The organism is Marinococcus sp. LNHM5E3-2.1 (assembly GCF_056034365.1).
The window spans coordinates 212,513-232,676 of record NZ_JBQLIB010000001.1 but is presented as its reverse complement, the minus strand read 5'-3'; the positions used below and the strand labels follow the sequence as shown (position 1 = coordinate 232,676).

At 45.1% G+C, this 20,164-nt stretch carries 30 protein-coding genes and 1 riboswitch; of the genes, 15 read left to right on the top strand and 15 right to left on the bottom strand.

Annotated features, from left to right (window positions below; all coding sequences use genetic code 11):
• Positions 1–27 precede the first annotated feature (27 nt).
• From ACTRXH_RS01245 to ACTRXH_RS01200, 10 genes are all read right to left on the bottom strand, one after another.
• Positions 28–225, bottom strand: a complete 198-nt coding sequence (locus ACTRXH_RS01245; RefSeq protein WP_474280181.1) for a hypothetical protein — start codon at positions 223–225, stop codon at positions 28–30.
• 26 nt (positions 226–251) lie between these two features.
• The gene (locus ACTRXH_RS01240) at positions 252–551 is read right to left on the bottom strand and encodes a hypothetical protein (protein ID WP_474280179.1); all 300 of its coding nucleotides are present in this window, start codon (positions 549–551) and stop codon (positions 252–254) included.
• A complete protein-coding gene (locus tag ACTRXH_RS01235; RefSeq protein WP_474280177.1) occupies positions 551–919 on the bottom strand; it encodes a hypothetical protein in 369 nt (122 codons plus the stop codon). Before ACTRXH_RS01235 ends, ACTRXH_RS01240 begins: the two co-directional genes overlap by 1 nt.
• Positions 920–1,150 (bottom strand): hypothetical protein, encoded by a 231-nt coding sequence (locus ACTRXH_RS01230; RefSeq protein ID WP_474280175.1) that lies wholly within the window; start codon positions 1,148–1,150, stop codon positions 920–922. It lies immediately after the preceding gene.
• A gap of 175 nt (positions 1,151–1,325) precedes the next feature.
• Positions 1,326–1,913, bottom strand: a complete 588-nt coding sequence (locus ACTRXH_RS01225) for a hypothetical protein (protein WP_474280173.1) — start codon at positions 1,911–1,913, stop codon at positions 1,326–1,328.
• Between the two features lie 70 nt (positions 1,914–1,983).
• Positions 1,984–2,259, bottom strand: a complete 276-nt coding sequence (locus ACTRXH_RS01220; RefSeq protein ID WP_474280170.1) for an ORF6C domain-containing protein — start codon at positions 2,257–2,259, stop codon at positions 1,984–1,986.
• Positions 2,260–2,279: 20 nt separating this feature from the next.
• The gene (locus ACTRXH_RS01215) at positions 2,280–2,615 is read right to left on the bottom strand and encodes a BRO-N domain-containing protein (RefSeq protein ID WP_474280168.1); all 336 of its coding nucleotides are present in this window, start codon (positions 2,613–2,615) and stop codon (positions 2,280–2,282) included.
• A complete protein-coding gene (locus ACTRXH_RS01210) occupies positions 2,612–2,758 on the bottom strand; it encodes a hypothetical protein (RefSeq protein ID WP_474280166.1) in 147 nt (48 codons plus the stop codon). The genes ACTRXH_RS01215 and ACTRXH_RS01210 overlap by 4 nt, the downstream gene beginning before the upstream one ends.
• Before the next feature lie 5 nt (positions 2,759–2,763).
• Entirely contained in the window at positions 2,764–2,916 is a 153-nt protein-coding gene (locus tag ACTRXH_RS01205) for a hypothetical protein (RefSeq protein ID WP_474280164.1), read from the bottom strand.
• A 9-nt stretch (positions 2,917–2,925) separates the two neighbouring features.
• The gene (locus ACTRXH_RS01200) at positions 2,926–3,153 is read right to left on the bottom strand and encodes a helix-turn-helix transcriptional regulator (protein WP_474280162.1); all 228 of its coding nucleotides are present in this window, start codon (positions 3,151–3,153) and stop codon (positions 2,926–2,928) included.
• Between the two features lie 170 nt (positions 3,154–3,323).
• Between ACTRXH_RS01200 and ACTRXH_RS01195 the strand changes: the two genes are divergently transcribed.
• From ACTRXH_RS01195 to ACTRXH_RS01170, 6 genes are all read left to right on the top strand, one after another.
• Positions 3,324–3,710, top strand: a complete 387-nt coding sequence (locus tag ACTRXH_RS01195; RefSeq protein WP_474280160.1) for a helix-turn-helix domain-containing protein — start codon at positions 3,324–3,326, stop codon at positions 3,708–3,710.
• Positions 3,711–3,780: 70 nt separating this feature from the next.
• Positions 3,781–4,959: an FxLYD domain-containing protein gene (locus tag ACTRXH_RS01190; RefSeq protein WP_474280158.1), complete on the top strand. Its 1,179-nt coding sequence runs from the start codon at positions 3,781–3,783 to the stop codon at positions 4,957–4,959.
• Positions 4,960–5,059: 100 nt separating this feature from the next.
• The gene (locus ACTRXH_RS01185) at positions 5,060–5,509 is read left to right on the top strand and encodes a hypothetical protein (protein ID WP_474280156.1); all 450 of its coding nucleotides are present in this window, start codon (positions 5,060–5,062) and stop codon (positions 5,507–5,509) included.
• Positions 5,502–6,146, top strand: a complete 645-nt coding sequence (locus ACTRXH_RS01180; protein ID WP_474280154.1) for a hypothetical protein — start codon at positions 5,502–5,504, stop codon at positions 6,144–6,146. The genes ACTRXH_RS01185 and ACTRXH_RS01180 overlap by 8 nt, the downstream gene beginning before the upstream one ends.
• A 68-nt stretch (positions 6,147–6,214) precedes the next feature.
• Positions 6,215–6,682 (top strand): ImmA/IrrE family metallo-endopeptidase, encoded by a 468-nt coding sequence (locus ACTRXH_RS01175; RefSeq protein ID WP_474280152.1) that lies wholly within the window; start codon positions 6,215–6,217, stop codon positions 6,680–6,682.
• Positions 6,683–6,694: 12 nt separating this feature from the next.
• Positions 6,695–7,828 carry a tyrosine-type recombinase/integrase gene (locus ACTRXH_RS01170; protein ID WP_474280150.1) on the top strand — a complete coding sequence of 378 codons (1,134 nt, stop codon included), beginning with the start codon at positions 6,695–6,697 and terminating at the stop codon, positions 7,826–7,828.
• A 428-nt stretch (positions 7,829–8,256) separates the two neighbouring features.
• Here the strand turns inward: ACTRXH_RS01170 and ACTRXH_RS01165 are convergent, their stop codons facing one another.
• The gene (locus ACTRXH_RS01165; RefSeq protein WP_474280148.1) at positions 8,257–8,514 is read right to left on the bottom strand and encodes a holin; all 258 of its coding nucleotides are present in this window, start codon (positions 8,512–8,514) and stop codon (positions 8,257–8,259) included.
• Positions 8,515–8,678: 164 nt separating this feature from the next.
• Positions 8,679–8,945 (bottom strand): hypothetical protein, encoded by a 267-nt coding sequence (locus tag ACTRXH_RS01160; protein ID WP_474262656.1) that lies wholly within the window; start codon positions 8,943–8,945, stop codon positions 8,679–8,681.
• 237 nt (positions 8,946–9,182) lie between these two features.
• Here ACTRXH_RS01160 and ACTRXH_RS01155 point away from each other — a divergent pair, with 237 nt between their 5' ends.
• Entirely contained in the window at positions 9,183–9,593 is a 411-nt protein-coding gene (locus ACTRXH_RS01155) for an RrF2 family transcriptional regulator (RefSeq protein ID WP_474280146.1), read from the top strand.
• A gap of 102 nt (positions 9,594–9,695) precedes the next feature.
• Positions 9,696–10,061: an IDEAL domain-containing protein gene (locus tag ACTRXH_RS01150; protein WP_474262661.1), complete on the top strand. Its 366-nt coding sequence runs from the start codon at positions 9,696–9,698 to the stop codon at positions 10,059–10,061.
• Between the two features lie 75 nt (positions 10,062–10,136).
• Here ACTRXH_RS01150 and ACTRXH_RS01145 read toward each other — a convergent pair whose 3' ends face one another.
• Positions 10,137–10,964 carry an STAS domain-containing protein gene (locus ACTRXH_RS01145; protein ID WP_474280144.1) on the bottom strand — a complete coding sequence of 276 codons (828 nt, stop codon included), beginning with the start codon at positions 10,962–10,964 and terminating at the stop codon, positions 10,137–10,139.
• A 73-nt stretch (positions 10,965–11,037) separates the two neighbouring features.
• Positions 11,038–11,928: an SDR family oxidoreductase gene (locus ACTRXH_RS01140; protein ID WP_474277076.1), complete on the bottom strand. Its 891-nt coding sequence runs from the start codon at positions 11,926–11,928 to the stop codon at positions 11,038–11,040.
• 190 nt (positions 11,929–12,118) lie between these two features.
• Between ACTRXH_RS01140 and ACTRXH_RS01135 the strand changes: the two genes are divergently transcribed.
• The 3 genes from ACTRXH_RS01135 to ACTRXH_RS01125 all read left to right on the top strand — a co-directional run bounded on the left by ACTRXH_RS01135 (position 12,119) and on the right by ACTRXH_RS01125 (position 14,988).
• Positions 12,119–12,868, top strand: a complete 750-nt coding sequence (locus tag ACTRXH_RS01135) for an SDR family NAD(P)-dependent oxidoreductase (RefSeq protein WP_474280142.1) — start codon at positions 12,119–12,121, stop codon at positions 12,866–12,868.
• Between the two features lie 59 nt (positions 12,869–12,927).
• Positions 12,928–13,025, top strand: a riboswitch (purine riboswitch).
• 39 nt (positions 13,026–13,064) lie between these two features.
• A complete protein-coding gene (locus tag ACTRXH_RS01130; RefSeq protein WP_474280140.1) occupies positions 13,065–14,417 on the top strand; it encodes a 5'-deoxyadenosine deaminase in 1,353 nt (450 codons plus the stop codon).
• 85 nt (positions 14,418–14,502) lie between these two features.
• The gene (locus ACTRXH_RS01125) at positions 14,503–14,988 is read left to right on the top strand and encodes a macro domain-containing protein (protein ID WP_474280138.1); all 486 of its coding nucleotides are present in this window, start codon (positions 14,503–14,505) and stop codon (positions 14,986–14,988) included.
• A gap of 72 nt (positions 14,989–15,060) precedes the next feature.
• On the opposite strand, the gene ACTRXH_RS01120 is transcribed toward ACTRXH_RS01125, so the two are convergent.
• Positions 15,061–15,282, bottom strand: a complete 222-nt coding sequence (locus ACTRXH_RS01120) for a hypothetical protein (protein WP_474277070.1) — start codon at positions 15,280–15,282, stop codon at positions 15,061–15,063.
• A gap of 114 nt (positions 15,283–15,396) precedes the next feature.
• Between ACTRXH_RS01120 and ACTRXH_RS01115 the strand changes: the two genes are divergently transcribed.
• From ACTRXH_RS01115 to ACTRXH_RS01100, 4 genes are all read left to right on the top strand, one after another.
• Positions 15,397–16,692: a protoglobin domain-containing protein gene (locus tag ACTRXH_RS01115; RefSeq protein ID WP_474280136.1), complete on the top strand. Its 1,296-nt coding sequence runs from the start codon at positions 15,397–15,399 to the stop codon at positions 16,690–16,692.
• 57 nt (positions 16,693–16,749) lie between these two features.
• Positions 16,750–17,724: a DUF4003 family protein gene (locus ACTRXH_RS01110; protein WP_474280134.1), complete on the top strand. Its 975-nt coding sequence runs from the start codon at positions 16,750–16,752 to the stop codon at positions 17,722–17,724.
• Positions 17,725–17,860: 136 nt separating this feature from the next.
• Complete coding sequence (locus ACTRXH_RS01105) at positions 17,861–19,126, top strand: right-handed parallel beta-helix repeat-containing protein (protein WP_474262677.1); 1,266 nt, start codon at positions 17,861–17,863, stop codon at positions 19,124–19,126.
• A gap of 84 nt (positions 19,127–19,210) precedes the next feature.
• Positions 19,211–20,101: a YihY/virulence factor BrkB family protein gene (locus ACTRXH_RS01100; RefSeq protein WP_474280734.1), complete on the top strand. Its 891-nt coding sequence runs from the start codon at positions 19,211–19,213 to the stop codon at positions 20,099–20,101.
• Positions 20,102–20,164: the final 63 nt, after the last annotated feature.

Sequence of the window (20,164 nt, the reverse complement as noted above, 5' to 3'; positions counted from 1 at the left end):
CTTCATTTGGTTTCTATTGGTTAAAATCTATTGCATGTAAATCGGTGGTTCGCCGTTGAAGATTTCTCCATAGCCTTTCTGCGCCCGCCGGAACAATATAGCCACGTCCCGAACCGAGACCACAAACTTCTCAGCCATGCGCTCCACGGCTCCCTCCCAGCCCACTTTGTATTGCAGTACCTTTACGTGGTGATAGATGTAATACAGCACGTCTTTGTCTAGCATGGTTCATCGCTCCTTTTTTCTTTTAGTTAGGCGTGTAGTTCGTGTAGCTCTCTCATGGGTATATCCATGCGATTCATCACCTGGCGGTATCGTGTTTTCACTTCCGGATATTTATAGCGGATAGCACCGTTGACCCGATACGTAATGTCATCAAATTCCGGCTGATTAACAACGTTTTTGCGAAGAAAACTGCCTGAAAACCGGGTAATCGTTTCTAAATCTTTAATCGTAATCGTGTCGATTTCCAGCAGCCTTGGCTGCACTAGTTCTTCTACTTTCCGATCCACGAGCTGTTGAATGACCTCATCGTTGATTTGAAGTTCCATCAGGTTTGCACCTCCAGCAAATGTAATTTGTCCAGGAACCGTTTCGCCATCTGCTTTTTTGTTAACTCGGCATAAGCGCTCTCCATGTCCTCATTTTCCAGAGCTGCCCGTTCTTCCCTGGCAGCTTCATGGACAATCGTTTGAAGCTCCTGTTGGGTTTTGGTGACTCGTTCGTTATAGCCTTCGGTCTCAGCAATCACATCGTAAAAGGCAGAAGCGCGCCCTTCCTCATACGCCTGCTTCTTAATAGCTGCGATGGTTTCTGGAAAGGAATTATGCACCGGTTCATTAATTTTCGGTTGTTGTTTCTTTGCTAATGATTGCGAGGTATACATATTTTTAATCCACTTCGCTCGTAATTGCTCCATTTAGTTGTCCTCCCTTATATAGACCGTTAGTGGCTCAGTGATAACTTTTAAATATTTTTCCGGATCTGGGATTCGTTTGTTTCCGAATGGCGTATTTACATCAGCCCAACTCTTATCCTTAGCAATTCTTTTTACAATAGAAGTGTTATTCGGAGTTGGTGTTTCGCCCCAGTCCATCTTGAATTGAACAATAGCGCCCTTCTTCAGTTCATTTATCATTCCAAAACTCATTAGAAATCCTCCTAATAGTTGTGATATACTGGTAATAGAGTATTTCTTTAATCCTTGAATCGTCAGCTACTACCCATAGCTGGCGATTTTTATATGGTTTGTAATACATAAAGCACAAATCCGAGGGTTGCTACATATATGGTCATCAAGTCTTTTTCTAATCGGCACGTTCGTTTCATACCAAGCTCCGCTCCTTCCCACGTTCTAACCTTCCGGCGACCAACTGCTGCTGCACCCAGCTGTTCTCCATTGTTTCTAAATCCACATCCATTTCTCTCGACCAGGCAAACAAGTGCGATTTCATTGCCCAGATCACGTCATACATGCTCCGGAGATCGTCGTAATGCGCATCGGTTGCTTCAAACGGCTGGTCAAATGGCCGGTGGTTATACGAGTAAATCAGTCGCTCCAGTGCTTCCTTTGCTTCCGTGAACTGCTCTTCGATATTCAACGCCGTGGAGGCAATGCTCTGATTCATTTCTTTCCGGATCGAAGGAGCTGCCAACGGATCCAAGTCCCATTGATATACAATGATTTCTGCCAGTTCATATGCTTTGGTTACTTGTGCCCAGGTTGCAAGCACACGAATATTGGTTAAGGGTTTGTCGCCCCGTTCGATGGCCGATATATAGGACTGGTCGCACACGCCGGCGCCAATACGGTTGTAAATACAGTCGGCCAACGTGCCCTGGGTAAGCTCGGCGTCTTCCCTTGCCTGGCGCAGAAATCCTCTTATTTCTCGTTCGGAATACAACTTGTTCATCTTCTCGTCCTCCTCGTGATAGGTACGAGGGCGCGGTATGATATGAATAGGCGCCCCGCCTTGATTTGATTTATGCGACTTGTTTTGGGATCCAGTGGTTGATATAGCTGACGGCTGCTTCCAGGTCTTTGCGCTTCACGTCTTTGTAGCTGCCGACACCGAAGCGGTCTTTAATATCCCGGTACGCCTGGCGGAAAAGCTGTCGTCGTTCGTCCGGATCCTGTGTTAGGTCATAAATGCGGATCGAGACCGCTTTTTGTAGGCGTCGTTGCTCGCCGTGGTCCAGCGTGATTTGGTTATCGACTTTGGATTCGAGCTTCGTGACGTTGTCTTTTACTTCTCGCATGGATTCCGCCTGCTGAATGATCATTCCTCAATCGACATTGGCGCTTGATACCCGCCTGTTTGTCGAATGGCTGGCAGCACTTCCCGCTTCACCCAACGTTTAAATTGCCTGGCTTCCTCTTTTCGGCTGGCAAAGATAAGTTCATACAATCCTGATTCATTCACAATGTTTGCTTCACCCTGACGACCTAGATTGAACCTAGCCCGTTCATCGTCATCCAATCGCTTTAAAGTATCTGTGGTATTTTGGATCTCCAAAATGGCGCAGACATCTTTAGCAACGAACCAAGGCTCATGCTCGATTTCAATGATGCGTACATGTTCGCTGTTGAAATGAAAAATCTGTAGTTCATTCATACGGGAACCTCCTCGATAATTTTTAATTCGTAGAAAACGCCGGTCCGTTCGGTCATTTCTGTAAACGCGTTATAGGCTGCCGCTGGCGTCTCGTACTCTTTCATTAAAATGCCTTGGTAGTAAATGCCATATCTACGATTCATTGGTTTCACCCCCTTAATAAGTACTCGGCTTTCCATTCGTGCTGGCACGACTTGCAGCGGTACGCGATCACGACGCGATACTTATTAATGGTTTCTCCGCCTGCGATCCAGTCGCGCTCGCCGCAGTTTTCGCATTTGGTGACTTTGTTTTGTTCCATTTGCTTCTCCTAGCATGTTTGTTTATTTTTTTGACACGAATCGTGACAGTTTTCTTCAAAAAAAATAGTCCATTTAAAATCTAAAACTTCCGCTATTTTTTTAGCATTGGTTACAGAAACTCCCCGGTCTCCTCTCTCGATCATAGCGTAAGTGTTCCTAGCCATACTCGCTTTTTCAGCTACTTCTGATTGAGTTAATTTGTGAGTTTTTCTTATGTCTAAAAGCCAATATCTCATTTCGAACTCCCTTCTACACGTATTGTGTCAGCTGATTAATTTCATAATACTACACAATATGTGTCAATACAATGCTTAAATTAAAAAAATTACACTTTTCGTGTCAAATACTTATTTTACACACTTTGTGTAGTTATAATTATATTATTCTACTCTGAGGAGAATTAATAATGTTAAGTACACGGCTGTCTTATTTAAGAAAACAAAATAAGCTTAATCAAACAGAGATGGCTAAAAAATTAGGCATGGGAAGAACAACATATGCTATGTATGAACAGGGGAACCGAAGTCCTGATTATAATACTCTTAATCAAATCGCTGATTTTTTTAATGTAACTACTGATTACTTATTAGGCCGCACTGACGATCCTAATGAAAATCTTGATTTTTACCAATCTGATTTCGCGAAAGATTATGGATTCACCCCGCCTTCTGATGAAGACGAACGGGTCTTCTTCCAAGACTTTCATAAGATGACGAAAGAAGAAAAAGAAGAAGCCATTCGATATATCGAAATACAAAGGGAAATGCGCAAGAAGAAAGAAGAGAATAACTAGGGACTCTTCTTCTTTTTTTATACCGTTTTAACCAATTTTTTCTTATTTAGTTGAATCTAGGGGGAATTAGATGAAAAAGAAAGCAGCACTTTTATCGTTTAGCATTTCTTCAGTTTTGGTTTTAGGTGCATGTGGGGGTAACGATGTTCCTAGCGGCGAAGAAGCAGAACAGGAATTAGAAGAACTTGGGGAAGAAGTCACTGACGATCTTAATGAAGATGCAGACGCTTCTGGAGAAAATAAAAAGGATAACCAAGATTCACAAGAGAAAAAGAAAGATCAGGAACTCGCAGATAAAGCTGAACCCTACCATGAAGATATGAGCAAAGGAGATCCTGTGCTAGCTGAGGGTGAAGTGACATATGAATCTTATCCCGGAGAAGAATTTAATCCTTACGATGATTATGTTTATACGATCAGTAAAGATGCTTTGGGCGAAGAAGTTTATTGGTCTACAATCCCTGAGGATACCGAAGTTGAAATGGGGGACGAAGTGAAAGTTATCGGTACGTATGATGGGGTGAATGAGGACACAGGAATTCCATTAGTTAAAGGGAAATCTTTAGAGATCGTAGGGTCTAGTAATCCTGACAGTGATGCTTACGCAAATGAAGACAATGAGGAGATTCCAGAAGACGCCGTAACCATTGAAGATGAGGTCTTTTATGCCAGCAAGGACTATGAAGATATAGATGAATATACCCATTCTTATTATGCGAAAGTAAAAAACAACACCGATGAATCGTATGATCTAGACGGCTCCTCTGTTACCTGGTATGACGAAAACGATGAAATGATTAACGTTACTGATGACTACTCTGTCTGGATTTATCCGAACATTCTTATGCCTGGAGAAGAAGCACTTATTTCAGTAAATGAAGATTATATGCCAGATGATAATTTAAGTGATGTGGAGCTCCTGCTTTCCCCTTCTCCAGCCGGATCTGATTATGAAACAGAGTATTTAGATATTGAAAAAGTGAGTATTAACGATAGACCTGCTGTTGTCGGACAATATACCAACACCTTGGATGAAGAAGCTGGCAACGCGTATGTAGCCTCCGCTTTTTATGATAGTGATGATAACTTGGTTGGCGTTAGCGCCCTGCAAGTCCACGACTTAATCAGCCCAGGAGAAACCACAGCTTTCGAATACGGCCTCCCCTCGATGACCAGTGAAGCATATGAGAGCATTGAGTATGAAGAAACAGAAGCATTCGAGTTACAAGGATACGCGCAGGCAGAATAATTTTGTCACAAAAGCAGATATCGAAGAAACCGAAACGAAGGCGTAAGCTCCAGTTACATCAGAGCTTTCTTAATTAATTAGTACAGAAAAGGTGATCAATATGGCCGATATAGGATTTGTAATACTATCACAAGAATCAAAAAGAACTAATAAAAAATATAATATTACTGAACCAATAAGTGCTTTTGTTGTTCCGTTCTTACCTACGCAAAAATCTTTCGTTATATCATTTTCAATATTTAATATAGAATTTCACACAAAATATCAGTGTGTTATAGAAATTTTTAATGAGAGAAATGAAAAAATTGATGGGGATGACTTCAATATGGATATAAACGAGCCCCCTAAAAACCCTGAAGGAAAACTACCTGCTCACGCTGATACTCTTGTTTCTATGCCTTATAGGGATTTTGCTTTTTACGATGAAGGTATTCATGTTTTTAAAGTTATTATAAAAGAGTTATCGAGCGGTTACGAATCTTCCTTATACACCAGGGTGCCGGTAATGAAAACACAGTCTCATGATGTATCGAGTGATTCAGATGAATGAAGATAAAAAACCTGAGAAATCCATACGCGTAGACCCTTGGTTAATAATCGAAGGAATGAAAAGCGAAACATTTAACGAAAAAAATACCGAAGAAACAGAAAACCAATATGGTAATTTAGCTAAAACGGGAGTTTCTACTGATGGGAAAACTCCAATAATAATCTCCCCAACATCCGACCAGGAAGTTTATGCTACAATAGATATAGAAGGAATCAACGAAGAAAGCGACGAAGAGTTCACTTCTCTGGGAAAGGAGGAGCATGACATGGACACGAATGGTGAAGCCAATCTGAGACAGGAATTTAAAGCTGACTTGAGGGCAGATCGAGAAGAATTTAAAAACGAAATAAGAGATCAACGCCAAATATTCAAAGAACAGCTCGAGTCTTTTAATAACCTATCTTCACAAAGAGAAAAGAATATTGATGATAAATTTAATCAAACCATGGATGAACTCCGCTCCTTGCGATCCGATTATAACCAACAATATATTGCGCTTAACTCCAATATTGACGGAGTAAGAAAGGAATTAACAGATGAATTTAAAGAGTCTAAAAGATGGATTGTTGGTACAGCAATAGGCACTGGAGTAGGAGTATTAGGTATCCTGGCTACACTTTTAACCATTTTATTATAAGCCTCTTGTCGAGAGGCTTTTCTTTTACTATAAAAAAAGAACAAACGTTCGCATTAACAGGGGGAAATATGTATTTATCCACAGACTTAGAAACCGTTGTTGATAAGATGCACCACTCATTAGATCATACTTCTATTAGTGACATTGATATGGATATGATAGCCTTGAAGCTCGGTTTTCGCGTAACGTACGGGGGTCGTTACACCTTCGTCGATGGTGCCATCATGAATATTCACCACGTCACCTGGGCGGAAGCGTTCTATGCGTTTGCTCATGAACTTTGCCATCTCCTGATGGATCGAGGGATGCAATGGGCCTTTCCAGAGATTCATGCGGAATACACGGAAATGAAATCCAACCTGTTTGCTGCTTATTTTTGCGTGCCAACCTTTTTGTTGAAACAGTATTCTCTGCCAAGAAACATGAAGCACGCCGCCGAAATCGTCGCCGATGAATTCACCGTACCTTATGACGTGGCCCTGAAGCGCGTCGAGCAATACCGCATGCGCAAATACCAAGCGATTGGATTAATTTAAGGAGGGATAAGCATGGCCAGCTTTCGCAAACGATACGGAAAATGGGAGTTCCGGATCACCTATTTTGATCCCATTGAACGGAAATTCAAAGAAAAAATGCGCGGAAACTATAAAAGTAAAGTCGAAGCCAAAAAAGCCGCTTCGGAACTCGAGTACAATATCGAACTGAACGCAGAAGAAATCAGCTTGGAGCACTGGCTGCATACCTACATTGAGCACTACCGGGAAGCCAAAGTTGCCGCCAATACGCTCACGAGCAACAAAAACAGCGTACGGATCATCCTGGATTATTTCCAAAAAATCCGGCTCAAAGAAATCACGCCCGAGCTGTATCAGTCCTTTTTGAACGATATGCAGAAACAGGGCTATTCCACCAACTCCATCCGCAGCGTGCACGGCACCTTCCGTAAAGCGATGGAACGAGCGGTCTTGAATCAACGCCTGGACACCAACCCGGCATTGAACGTGCAGCTCCCTTCCGGATCCAATCAACGGGACAGCATGAAATACCTTCCGGCGGCTAAAATTGTCCCGTTCTTACATGCCGTTCAGGCTTATGATCCGCACACCTATTACTATTTTAAAGCGCTGCTAGATACCGGCATGCGGAAAGGCGAAGCTGCCGCCCTTACCTGGGACGATATCGACATGGACAACCAAACCATCCATATTAATAAATCCTTTGATGTGAACAAGCAGCTGCTCGGCACGACGAAAACGAAAAAAAGCCGGATCATTTATTATGGTCCGACCCTGCAGCACGATTTAGAAGCGATTGCCAAAGACCAAAAGATCCGGAAAATAAAATACGGCCATTACTATCACAAAGACCTGAACCTTGTCTTTGCTCGCGAATACGGTGATTACCAGGCACGCGGGGCGACCTTCCGGGCGATGAAAAAAGCGTGCCAGGAAGCCGGCGTCGATGATCTGCCGATCCATGCGCTGCGTCATACCCATGCCGTCCTGCAGCTGGAAGCCGGCATCAGCATGAAAGCCCTCCAGGAACGACTCGGTCATGCCTCCATGAGCACGACCGCCAATATCTATTCGCATATCACGTCCAAAATCGAAAAAGAGAACGTCGATCTGTACGAATCCCGCATGCAACAGGTGTATCAGCCGTCGTCCTCCGCCCAACATTAGCCCAGATGTAGCCCAGATACAGCCCAGGTAATCATCCCATGTCAGCTATTGTATTATTTGATACGCCCGCTATGGCACGGGTTATCCTACGTAAAACCACGTAAAACCAAACCGAGATTTAATTGCAAGATACATTCCTGACTCCCTGTCTTGCAATCAGGAAGCCTTGTCACACAAGGGTTTTGTTTCGTTTCTTTTAACAGCAGCGGGCAATATACCCAAACAGCGCCCACGTTATTTAAAAAGCATAACAAAACCTCAATAAAAATCCCCTGCTGCAAGCGGGGGATTCTTGTTGTGCGCAGACATATTATATAAAAATTTTCCTGTCCCCGCAAATGAAAAAGTTTTCTGAACAAGAGGAGGGAATTGGTTTCTTTCTCTTTTTTCTATCTGAATTCTCACTCAGTTTTCAGCAGGATATTTTACTATTTTCTGCTTTTCTGCACATTTTCAAAAATTCCGGTGCCCCCGAGTCCAGCAAGCACGCCTGCCCATACCCGCTCTGCCAGAACGGCATTCGAGTACGGAAAAGGGACAAGTGCCAGGGATGCCCCGATCCCGAGCGTCAGAAGGGGGATATACTTTTTCGGCAGCGGGAGCGCCTGCTTTAACAGCTGCATCAGCGCCGTACTTGTCGTACCGATGAATGACATGTACAGCAGAAATTCCGGACTGACTTCCATTTTCTTCGCCTCCCCTTTGTTTTTTCTTCTCTCTGCAAAAGGCATGTATGCCTCTGTTTTTAAACCATCCTTTTAAGTTGAATTTGCAAAAATAAAAAAGGCCCGGTAAACCGGACCCTTCGGATATAACATTCAATTCGGTTTATTTATCTTCCGCTTCCCCTTTATTCAGTCAGCGGCTCCCGCTCAGGCATGGCACCTGCTTCGATATATTCAGCCATCCCACGCACAATTTCCTCTGCTCCGTATTTCTTTGCTTCTAATGGAAACATCTCTTCGACAGTTTCCAAATAAAAAGAAAGATCTTTATTACGGAGAAAATGGGAATAGTATTCGCGCTCGTTCTGGAATTCGTGTCTTGATCTCGTTTGAGCAACAGACTGCATTTCAATGTCCGCTAAAGTACGGACCACCTCTTCAAATGTTTTCATGTCTTCACTCCTTTTCATAGGATCAATGACACGGAAAAGTACAATGGATGAATAGAAGTATATTATAACACGAAAAGGCTTATGAATCATAACGAGTTGACCGGAACAGTGATAATATTTCCCCCTGTCGAGCAGCTTCCGTCCATTTTCCACAGACATCAAACGTTGACAAACAAAACTGTAATATTTATAATTACAGTATAAACATTAACAATTCTTTTACCCGGAGAGATACGTATGAACAGCCACTTTTCTATAGCTGTACACAGTTTGACACTGCTCGCCCATCAGCCGGAGAAAGCTGCCTCAAGCACTTTCATTGCTGAAAGTGCCTCTGTGCACCCGGTTCGGATCCGTAAGGTGTTAAGCCTGTTGAAGCAGCATGATTTGATTCAGTCCAAGGAAGGCGCCGGTGGAGGTTTTGTCCTTTCCCACCCTCCGGAGGCCGTCACATTGTGGGATGTATACCAGGTCACATCAAAAGGCACTCTGCAGCCCCGGTGCCCGGATGAAAACCCCGATTGCTCCGTTGGGGCTAATATGAAACAAGTGCTGGGCGGTGTTTTTTCGGAGGGTGAATACGTTTTTGGAGAACACCTTGATCAATTTACTATTGCCGACATGCTGAAAAAATGTATCACAAATTAACTGAGCAATGTTTTTGCAATCAAAAACAGGGAAATGTATAGTTATAGATAATTCAGATTACAACACTATTAATTAATAGGTAATCCTTAGGAGGTTACGCGAATGTTACCAACAAACGATATTATTTCGGTAGGAGATTGGGTTCGAGGAACCACCATTTATGGTGAATTGGTTGTAGGCTATGTAGAAGCAATTGAAGAATCTTATCAAACCATTAAAGTAAAAGTTATCTCCTCTGACAATCAGGATATAATGGAAAAATCAGCTGAACTGCTGCTCCACAAAGTAAGCAAGCTGAATACCGTACAGCCTGTTTCAGAAGATGAATTGCATGACCTGATTGATCTTGCATTGGTCACCAATGATAAACAGTGGTTTCTGGAGCTCACTGCCGAATTGAATAATAAAGCAAATGTCCGGTCATCCAACGATTCCTCCTACGCGCTGTCGAATTACAGCGAGTACTAGGAAATTCCGGCATATTAACTACAATAGCCCTTTGCAGATTTACTGCGAAGGGCTATTTTTGCATCTGTATACTTGTTATTTCTTAATTTGAATATTCATCTTCTGTTCGAGGGCCTGCTGCAGATGAGCAAAGGTTTTTACTTTACTGAAATCAATCCCAAGCCGCACGGCCGTTTCTGCAATTTCCGGGCGAATGCCGGTAATAATGATTTCCGTGCCGATTAAACTCAGCCCGTGATGCAGGTTAAACAGCTGCTGAGCCACCATTGTATCGATAATCGGCACCCCGGACATATCAATAATCAGTACATCGAGTTCAAGCTTTGCCACCTCTGTAAGAGTCACGTCTTCAATCATTTTCGCCCGGTGCGTATCAATATCTCCGACAAGTGGGAGGACACCAATATCCCCTATTAATTTAATGATCGGCACACTCAGCTCCACCATCATCTGCTGCTGGGCCTCGAGCTGAGCTTCGTTCATCTGATAGTAGTATTGGTTTACAAGCTCCAGTCCCTTTTCAAACACCGACTGAATCTTCTCTGCCCAGTCAGCCACCTGCAGCGGGGAAATCTCGTCCTCCCGTTCTTTGAAGTAGGTAGACAGACGCTTCCAGAGGTCAACACGCCCGACTCTGAAAAACTCTACCGAGTAAAACCTCGGCCCCTGGTTTTCAAGCCCGTCCATCGCCGTAAGCTGCGCCCAGTCAGTAAGTGATGGTTCTTCCCCTATTACTGCTTTTGCCGTTTCCTGAATGAATCCCTTGAGTCTTCCCCGGAATGCCTCCCTCCGGTCGGCATCGTTCGGGTAGATAGCTTCCGACTGTGCTTCAATATCTTCCATCCATGTAGTCACGATCTCTTCTGCATGGTTTAACATGAAATTGTACAGTTGTTTACTCAACGCCAATAATCCTTTCTGTCATTTCCTGTATTTAATATATTTTAAAATACATAATCAAAAAAATAAAGCTGTCTTACTGATTTTCACGTTTTAATCTATTGATCCACTCTGCCTCCAGCAGTCGTTCCACATTCGTCTGGTCCATGCTCCATTCCCATACCTTTTCCTGGAGCTCCCTGTCGCGGGCATGAGGGGCAGTATCTTCTTCAAAAGAATCAATAAAGTATTTGCCATGCACCCCATCCACTTCACGGGAAGCGGCAAGATACACCGATGTTTCCGCACCTTCTGCCGCTGTGCGAAGCATTGGACGGATTGTTTGATGAATACGGCGCCCAAAGCCTGTAGACCGGTCTACTCCAAGCATAGTACTTACCCCGCCAGGATGCAGGGCATTAACACGAATACTCGTCCCTTCGAGACGGGAAGCAAGGGCGTATGTAAATAAAACGTTCGCCAGCTTTGACTGGGCGTACCCTTTCCATGTTCCATATCCTCTGGTTAAATGAGGGTCCGGAAAATGAATGCTTCCATATTTGTGCGCTCCTGACGAAACATTAATGATACGTGCCTCTTCTGCCGAACATTCAAGCAGAGGCAGAAGCTGCAGTGTCAGAGCGAAGTGCCCCAGATGATTCACGCCGATCATGCTTTCAAAACCATCCTCGGTAAGCTCTCTTTTCAGCGATACTACGCCGGCATTGTTAACCAGTACATCCACACAGGGAACGATCTGTTCGAGCTGGCGCACAAAGGTATGTATATCCTGAAGAGAGGACAGATCACAGCGCATCACCCGCACACGTGAAGCTCCGGTACTGGCCTTTATCTGCCTCATGGCTTCTCCCCCGCGCTTCTCGTCCCGGACGGCCATAATGACATTAAATCCTTTCACGGCAAGCTGTTTCGCTGTTTCGAATCCCATTCCGGTATTTGCTCCGGTAATGATGGCTGTTTTCTCCATAATTTATTCTCCTCTGGAATAGTTTTGTTGCTTTTCCTATACCCATTGCCGCTATTGTTCACTCTTTGTACTGTGCATTTCCTGAAAATTCTCTTTCTTTTTTGGAATAAACAGGAATATTCATAAAAGAAATAGAAGCTGTACAGTGAATGAATATCTTAATATTATTATTAAAAACGGGAGGGATTTTTTGAAACTGCAAAATCAAACAGCAATCGTCACAGGAGGATCTTCCGGTATTGGAGAGGCAGCGGTACGCCGGCTCGCCGATGAAGGAGCGTCTGTCGTTATAACCGATATCAATGATGAACTTGGCAAAGCACTCGAGCAGGAGCTGAAGAATAACCATAAAACCGTCAAATACATGCACATCGATGTGACTTCTGAAGATGATGTGTCCCGGATGATCCACGAGACCGCCAGCCAGTTTGGATCGGTGGATATTGTTTTTGCCAATGCAGGTGTGGGAGACACAAAGCCTATTCATGAACTTAGCTATGAGGAATGGAACAAACTAATAAATGTCAATTTAAACGGTGTATTTCTAACTGATAAATATGCTATTGAACAAATGCTCACCCAGGACGGCGGCGGTAAAATCATTAATAATGCAAGCATACTCGGCCACGTAGGCAGCGATTCCATTACTTCTTATAGTACGGCTAAAGGCGGCGTAGTTAATCTGACAAGAACGCTGGGAGTGACATATGCTAAAAAGAACATCCGGGTCAACTCTGTGTGCCCTGGTTATGTCGAAACCCCTCTTGTTCAATCAAGCCTCGATGAAGATACTCTGCAGCAGCTTGCCAGTATGCATCCAGTCGGCCGATTAGCTAAACCCGAAGAGATTGCTTCTGTTGTCTACTTTTTAGCCAGTGATGATGCCTCATTTATTCACGGGGCAAACCTGCTCGTAGACGGGGGGTATACTGCCCAGTAAATCTTTTGTCATATTATCTTCCAACTCTATTGAAGTTTTTTTTATTCCCCGGTACGATGCAGGTATTACCACTTACCCTTCGTATATATTCAACAATTGGGTTGAACGTTTCTACTGGAAACCGTAATTTCCAACTACGAAGAACGCCTTTTACAGGTGTTCTTCGTTTTTTTATGCAAACAAAGGAGTGTTTACAATGACCACGATCTTAATACGGCAGGCTGAAATCATGACGATGAACGAAAACAATGACATTGTGCACGGAGATATACGAATTGAAAATGAATACATTAAAGAGATCCAACCATCTTTAACTCCCCATCCGGATGAAAAAGTGATCGAAGCACGGGGACGAACTGTGCTTCCCGGCTTTATCCATACCCATATTCACCTTTGCCAGGCACTGTTTCGCAGTCAGGCGGATGACCTTGAGCTGATGGATTGGCTGAAGGAACGCATATGGCCAATGGAAGCTGCCCACACTCCCGATTCTATCTACGCCTCGGCGATGCTCGGCATCGGCGAATTGATCCGGAGCGGCACGACCACGATCGTCGACATGGAAACAGTCCACCATACAAACGCTGCCTTCGAAGCCATAGAAGCTTCCGGCATCCGGGCCCTATCCGGCAAAGTTATGATGGATAAGGGCGATGAACTGCCTGCTCCCCTGCTTGAAACCACGAGCCAGTCCGTGCAGGAAAGCGCCGATTTGTATGAAAAATGGAACGGTCGGGATAATGATAGAATACGATACGCATTTTCACCCCGGTTTGTTGTCTCCTGCTCTGAACCGCTGCTGCGCGAAGTTTCCCGCCTGTCCACTCATTACGGAGCGTATGTGCATACACACGCTTCAGAAAGCCAGGGAGAAATAGAAATTGTTGAAGCTGATACCGGCATGCGAAATGTAACGTATCTGGATCACCTTGGCCTTGTACACCCGCGCCTTATTCTCGCCCATTGTGTCTGGCTCGATGAGCATGAAAAGCAGATTATTAAACAAAAGGGCGCTCATATCAGTCACTGCCCAAGCTCCAATATGAAGCTTGCTTCCGGATTCGCAGAGATCCCGGACCTGCTCGACCACCATCACAATGTCAGTCTCGGTGCCGACGGCTCCCCGTGTAACAACACGCTCGACATGTTTCAGGAAATGAGGATGGCCGCCCTTATTCATAAACCCTCCTATGGCCCGACCGCCATGAATGCCAGACAGGTTCTTCGCATGGCAACCATCGAAGGTGCGAGAGCAGTCGGTCTTGACCAGGAAATTGGCAGTATCGAAATCGGCAAAAAAGCGGATTTGTCTATCCTCAACCTTTATGATTTTCATACGTATCCGAGCGAAGGAGCAGATCCATATTCCCGTATTGTATACGCCGCTTCCAAAGATCAGGTGGAAACTACCATCGTGAATGGACGGATTATTATGGAAGACCGCAATATGCAGACCATGAATAAGAACCATGTGCTTAGTGATGCGAACAAAGAAGCAAAGCAGTTATTCCATAGGGCTTCCAGGTATATGTCTAATTCTTTTGTATAAATTATGAGCAATCTCCTCCCTGCCGGCTGGAAATTCTGATATGCTGATGACGGAATAATAGCGCAGAAGGAGAGGAAGAGAAATTATGCTTAGTGCAAAACATGGAGATATTACCACTGTCACCAATGTCGATTATATTTGCAATGCTGCAAACGGGAAGGGGTCGATGGGCGGCGGGGTTGCCGCTGCCATCAAAAAAGCTGGCGGAGAGACTATTGAACAGGAAGCAGAAGCCTACTGCAAAAAGAACGAGCCGAAGCGCGGCGAGCTTTACACGACTACGGCTGCCAGTCTCCCGTATGAAGCCATCCTTCATTTGGTGACGATGGAAGCCCCGAAGGAAAAGTCGAACTATGACGTGGTTTATTCCTGTCTTCAGGCGTTAATACGCTACTGCCAGGAGAATCACATCTACCGGGTCGCCCTGCCGGCGCTTGGCACCGCCACCGGCGGCCTGGACCCCGAGACCGTCGCGATTTATTACCGGGAACTGCTGCACAACATCCGGGAAATTCAATTTATCGCTGTCGATATGGACGAAACGTTCATTCAGGCGCTCGAAGCCGAATAGCACAGATACAAGGCCCCGGGTTTTTTTACCCTGGGGCCTTTCAAATAATTTTTTCCACCCTGCCCTTCCCCTTTATTTGTCCTTACTTTCTGCTTCCTGCCGTCCGGCAATCTGCACCGCATGCACCACGGCAATCGCAGCAACGAAAATGGACGGCACGTACACCGTAACGAGCAGACTTACGTAAAGCACAAAAAACAACACCGCCCAGAGGTATTTTTTAACATACACCTGTCCCGCACCTGGAATGAAAAGCGACAACAGCCCCGCTATCCACATCTTTTTGTTTCTCATATTCTATCCTGCCTCCTAAAAATTTTTAATTATTCATGAATATTAATATTTCTTCAGCCGATATAAGAATTACTGTATCAACCATACTTTTATTGCATCGGGAGGCTATTTAATATGCTGTTTTCAGCAAAACCATCATCTGCACCAGCTTCACAATTTCCAGGGGACGCCCATGCCGGCAGCCGGATCAGGCTTTCCCCCGGAAGCGATCTGCACCGTCAGCTCCAGTTGATTCATCTAACTGACCATGACCTTTATATACTATCCGAACTTCAGCCAGTCATTGCTGAAAACATCGAAGCTATTGTTGATGCCTTTTACCGCAACCTTAAGAACGAGCCCAGCCTGCGTGCAATCATTGAAGAGCACAGCTCGGTCGAACGGCTGAGCCGGACGCTTGCTGTTCATGTGCAGGAAATGTTTCAGGGGACAATGGAGGATACTTTTATTCAAAAGCGGCTGAAGATTGCCCAGGTTCATTTACATATCGGCCTTCTGCCTAAATGGTACATGTCCTCGTTTCAAGACATGGAGCAGTCCATCCTTCATTTTGTCGACCAGCACCTTAACAGCCGGGCTGATTTTCTTCCAGCTGTTCTTGCAGTTACGAAAATCATTAACCTCGAGCAGCAGCTTGTGCTTGAAGCCTACGAGGAGGCCCACCTTACACTTCACAAAGAACAGCAGGCTGTTAAAGATCATCTGCACGAACAAATTTCTGTCACTACCCGCTCGCTCCGGGAGGTTTTCAACCAGACAAATACCTCTGTTGCTTCACTTACTGCAACTTCCAACAGGGTCGTTACCATTTCAAAAGAAAATGTTAAGAGCAGCTCTGGAGCCGCTTCCCAGTCCGAGGAAGGCAAGCAAGAGCTCGAACAGCACGGAAAGCATATGAAAAGCCTCCAGGAGCTCATGGATTTTATGCGTACTGAAACGGGTGAACTCAAAGCAATTGCAGCTAAAATTGATGATATCACAAACATCGTCACTGGGATCGCTGAACAGACGAATCTTTTGGCCCTGAACGCCTCAATTGAATCTGCCCGTGCCGGCGAACACGGACGCGGATTCGCGGTGGTAGCCACAGAAGTCCGTAAGCTTTCCGGTGAGACAAAAAAATCCGTAGATACCGTATCTGAGCTTGTCCGGAAAACAAATGACCAAATTCAGCTTGTGAGCAACCACATTGAAAACGCGGACAATCAGATCAGTAACGGCACGAAACGGGTCCACGAAATCAACAGCATGTTTGATGGTATCGTACAGGAAATGGCAAGAAGCCGCCAGCAGAGCAATGATGCCGAAGCGGAGGTTCATTCACTCATCCAGGAGCTGCGCGAAGTCGAGCAGGCCATTTCTCAGGTAGGGAGCTCTGTTTCCTCTCTCCATGAGCTAACGAAGGAATAACACCCTCCGATTCTCGTGCTATACTTACACCATAGCCAGAGAAAAGGAGGCCCTTAGATGGAAACTCAGGAACAGCTTACAGATATTACAAAGCAGTATTTGAACACCTATGAGGCGTTAAAGAAAAAATATCCGTGGCATCATTCGGACGCCCGCATGTTCATGCTGATGGCATCGATGTATTCTCTACACCACCAGTCGTTTGACATTGAGCGGTTTGACCGTCTCCAGCAGACGATTAAAAAGAACAACAGCTGGTTTTCACCGCTGCGGTCCCACCAGCGTTTTCCAATCGCTGGTATGCTTGACTGTTTGTCCGACAACCCCGAGGACAGCTGGAGCGGTTTTAAGCAGCTGTACAGCCAGTTGGTTCAGGGACCGTGGGGGCGTGGCACCTCTACGTACGCTGCCGCTTTATCATATTACACCTTCTTCCGGAACGACTTTTCAGCTGTACCGGCGTTTACTGCCTGGTACGAGTTTCTGCAGGAATCCTTTCCGGATTTAACAAGTGCGGATTATTATCCTCTACACACACTTTATATTCATCAGTTCCCCGGAAATAAGGAACAGATGATTGAGCATATGAACAGTGCCCATCACCAGCTGCTCGAGCGGGACTTTAAAAAAGGTGCTCAACTTCAGTACCTTTCCTTTTTATCCGCTCTGAATCTCGAAAGTATAAACTCAGCTGCATACTTTGAACGTTTTGACGACATCCTTGGCCATTGGCAGTCCGGACAGTGGCACGTACGTCCGTTCTATTACTCGCTTTTCGGAGTGCTCGGATTTACAGCTTCTTTTTCTACCATTATTGATGACGCCCGAAGCGTTCATGCCCTCCTGGCTGAGCAAAGTGAATTTCGGCGGTTTCAGCATTTTGCGGTTCATATCTCCATACAGATTGCTGTGGCCCACCACGCTTCCCTACAGGACGGCAGCCTGCCTCCAGCATTAATCGACGCGCAGCGGGCTGTGGCTCTGCAGGCACTGAATTCCTCCACTTCTGCTTCAGCAGCAATAACCCTTTAAAACAAATTGAAGGCGCACACTACCCGTGCGTCTTCTTCCAATTTATAACTGTTGCAATTATTACAATTGTGCTACGATAGTTTCTGCTTATTTACATACATTCAACGTCTCATCAGTTCACAGGGAGGGGATTCAGATGCCACGTTTTTATTCTGTTATTATCATGCTTTTTTTCTTACTATTTATAAGCGGCTGCGGCATGCTTCCTTTTTCTGCTGATTCCGGCGAGAGCGATAAGGGGATATTTGTCTCCCCTTCAGGAAATGATGAGCAAAACGGCACTATCGATGCGCCTTTTCAGTCTGTTCAAAAGGCCGCTGATACCGCGGAAGCCGGAGATACTATTTATTTACGGGAAGGCACTTATCAGGAAAATGTGAACGTGAGCCAACAGGGTGAAGAACAGCTTCCTATCACCGTCCGTCCGTTTGAAAATGAAAACGTTCATTTAAAAACCGCTGGCGATAAGCCGTTTTTTTCTTTAGAAGATACCGAATACATAACGATTAAAAAATTCACCTTTCATCAGGAAAATACGGCATCTGTGATTGCTTCCTCCGGAGAAACCAGGGCCCTCCAAATACTTGATAACCGTTTTTTATCGTCTCAAAGAGCGGAAGAAGAGCCTGGGTCAGCAGTCCATATAGCCAGTTCAGATGCAGACAGCATTCACGAGGACACGATCATAAGCGGCAACACTGTCGAAAGATGGAAGCATGCCCCCGCCTTTGCACTAGAGGGCAACATAGCTTCGTTTACAGTTTCCCACAACCGGTTTGAGAAAGCTTCCGGAACATCTCTCGATCTTCAGGCAGTGCCCGGGGAAGTAAACGGCCGGGTCCCGTCCGGAGGTGTGGTGAAAAACAATATTATTGATTCCTCGAACAGAAGCACCGATCCGGCTGTTGCAGTCGAGGGAGCCGATGAGGTCACTTTTTCACATAACACTATAAGCGGAGGGGCTGTTGGGACATTTATCCGTAACACTTCCTTTGCAGAAACAGAGGATCTATCGTTCAAAAATAATGTATGGCGGGACCAAACGTCGTCCGGAACGGCTCTGGTTCAAGGACCTGCTCAACGTCCAATCAGCCGCGTTTCTTTTTCAGAGAACACCTGGAAAAACGCGCACGGCAGCCGGGACTCCGCCCAGCTGCGTATCCAGTCCTCCATACGACATTTAAGCGTCATCAATAACGATTTTGAAGGCTCCACATTCAACGGATTTTATATTGATGCCACTGAAGACATCAGCAACTATGTTACCCTGAAGGACAATTCCTTTCCTTCTTCTTCCAGAGCTGAATGGAAATGGGAGGGACGTGAATTCAGGGATCTCGTTACATTCCAGCAATATATCGAACAGGATGCCCCCTCCTCTTCTTCTGAAGAAACTGACTAGAAGCTCTGACAGCTGTAGGGGACCCAATGTGCAAAACCTGTGCAGCAGCTGTGCACAGGTTTTTTCCTTTCTGCTTTCAGTCTTTTGTATAATGACCGAAGAACCGTCCGAAGGAGTGATAGTATCAAAAGCATAACTGCTTTTATTCAAAATTTATTTTCAGAATTAATGAAGGACAATGCTGCCGGCCTGGCTGCTCAGCAGGCGTTTTATTACCTTTTATCCATTTTCCCACTGCTTATTTTGTTTCTATCACTTCTTCCCTACTTTAATATCGATGCCGACCGGGCTGTATCACTTTTGTACCAGTTCGTTCCTGCAGAGGCTGCCTCTCTGTTTCAGGACACGATTGAAGATACGATAAACAGCTCGAGCAACGGGCTGCTTACCATCGGGATCATTGGCACGATATGGACAGCCTCCAACGGCCTGAATGCTTTTATTAAGGCGGTGAACGGGGCTTATGATGTTATCGAAACGCGTTCCTTTTTCAAGGTGCGGCTGCTGTCTGTCGGTTTAACCTTTGGATTAATGCTCTCCGTTATTATTGCACTCTTTCTGCCCGTGTTCGGCAATTTAATTTTATCGGCAGTGCAATCATTTATTTATGTTCCGGAGGATACTGTTTTTCTTGTTCAGCTCCTGCGCTGGCTTATTACTATTTCGATTACTTCCGTCATTCTCGCCATGCTCTATCATCTTGCACCGAACAATAATATGCCCTTTTGGTCTGTTTTGCCGGGGGCAATGACAGCAACGCTGCTCTGGCAGGTAATTTCGCTGGGGTTTTCCTTTTATGTCAACAACTTTGCCAACTATGCCTCCACGTATGGCAGTCTTGGCGGAGTCATCGTGCTAATGCTGTGGCTGTTTCTGGTGGGACTGATTCTAGTCACCGGCGGAGAAATTAATGCTCTTATCTACCGACAGAGGCAGAGAAAGCGTCCCGCTCCCCTGCTTCATGATTACTATTAACCTCTTTTGGCTCTGTATTGGTAGAACGTGAGTGATTGTAGTATACTAAACGGGCAAAAGTGT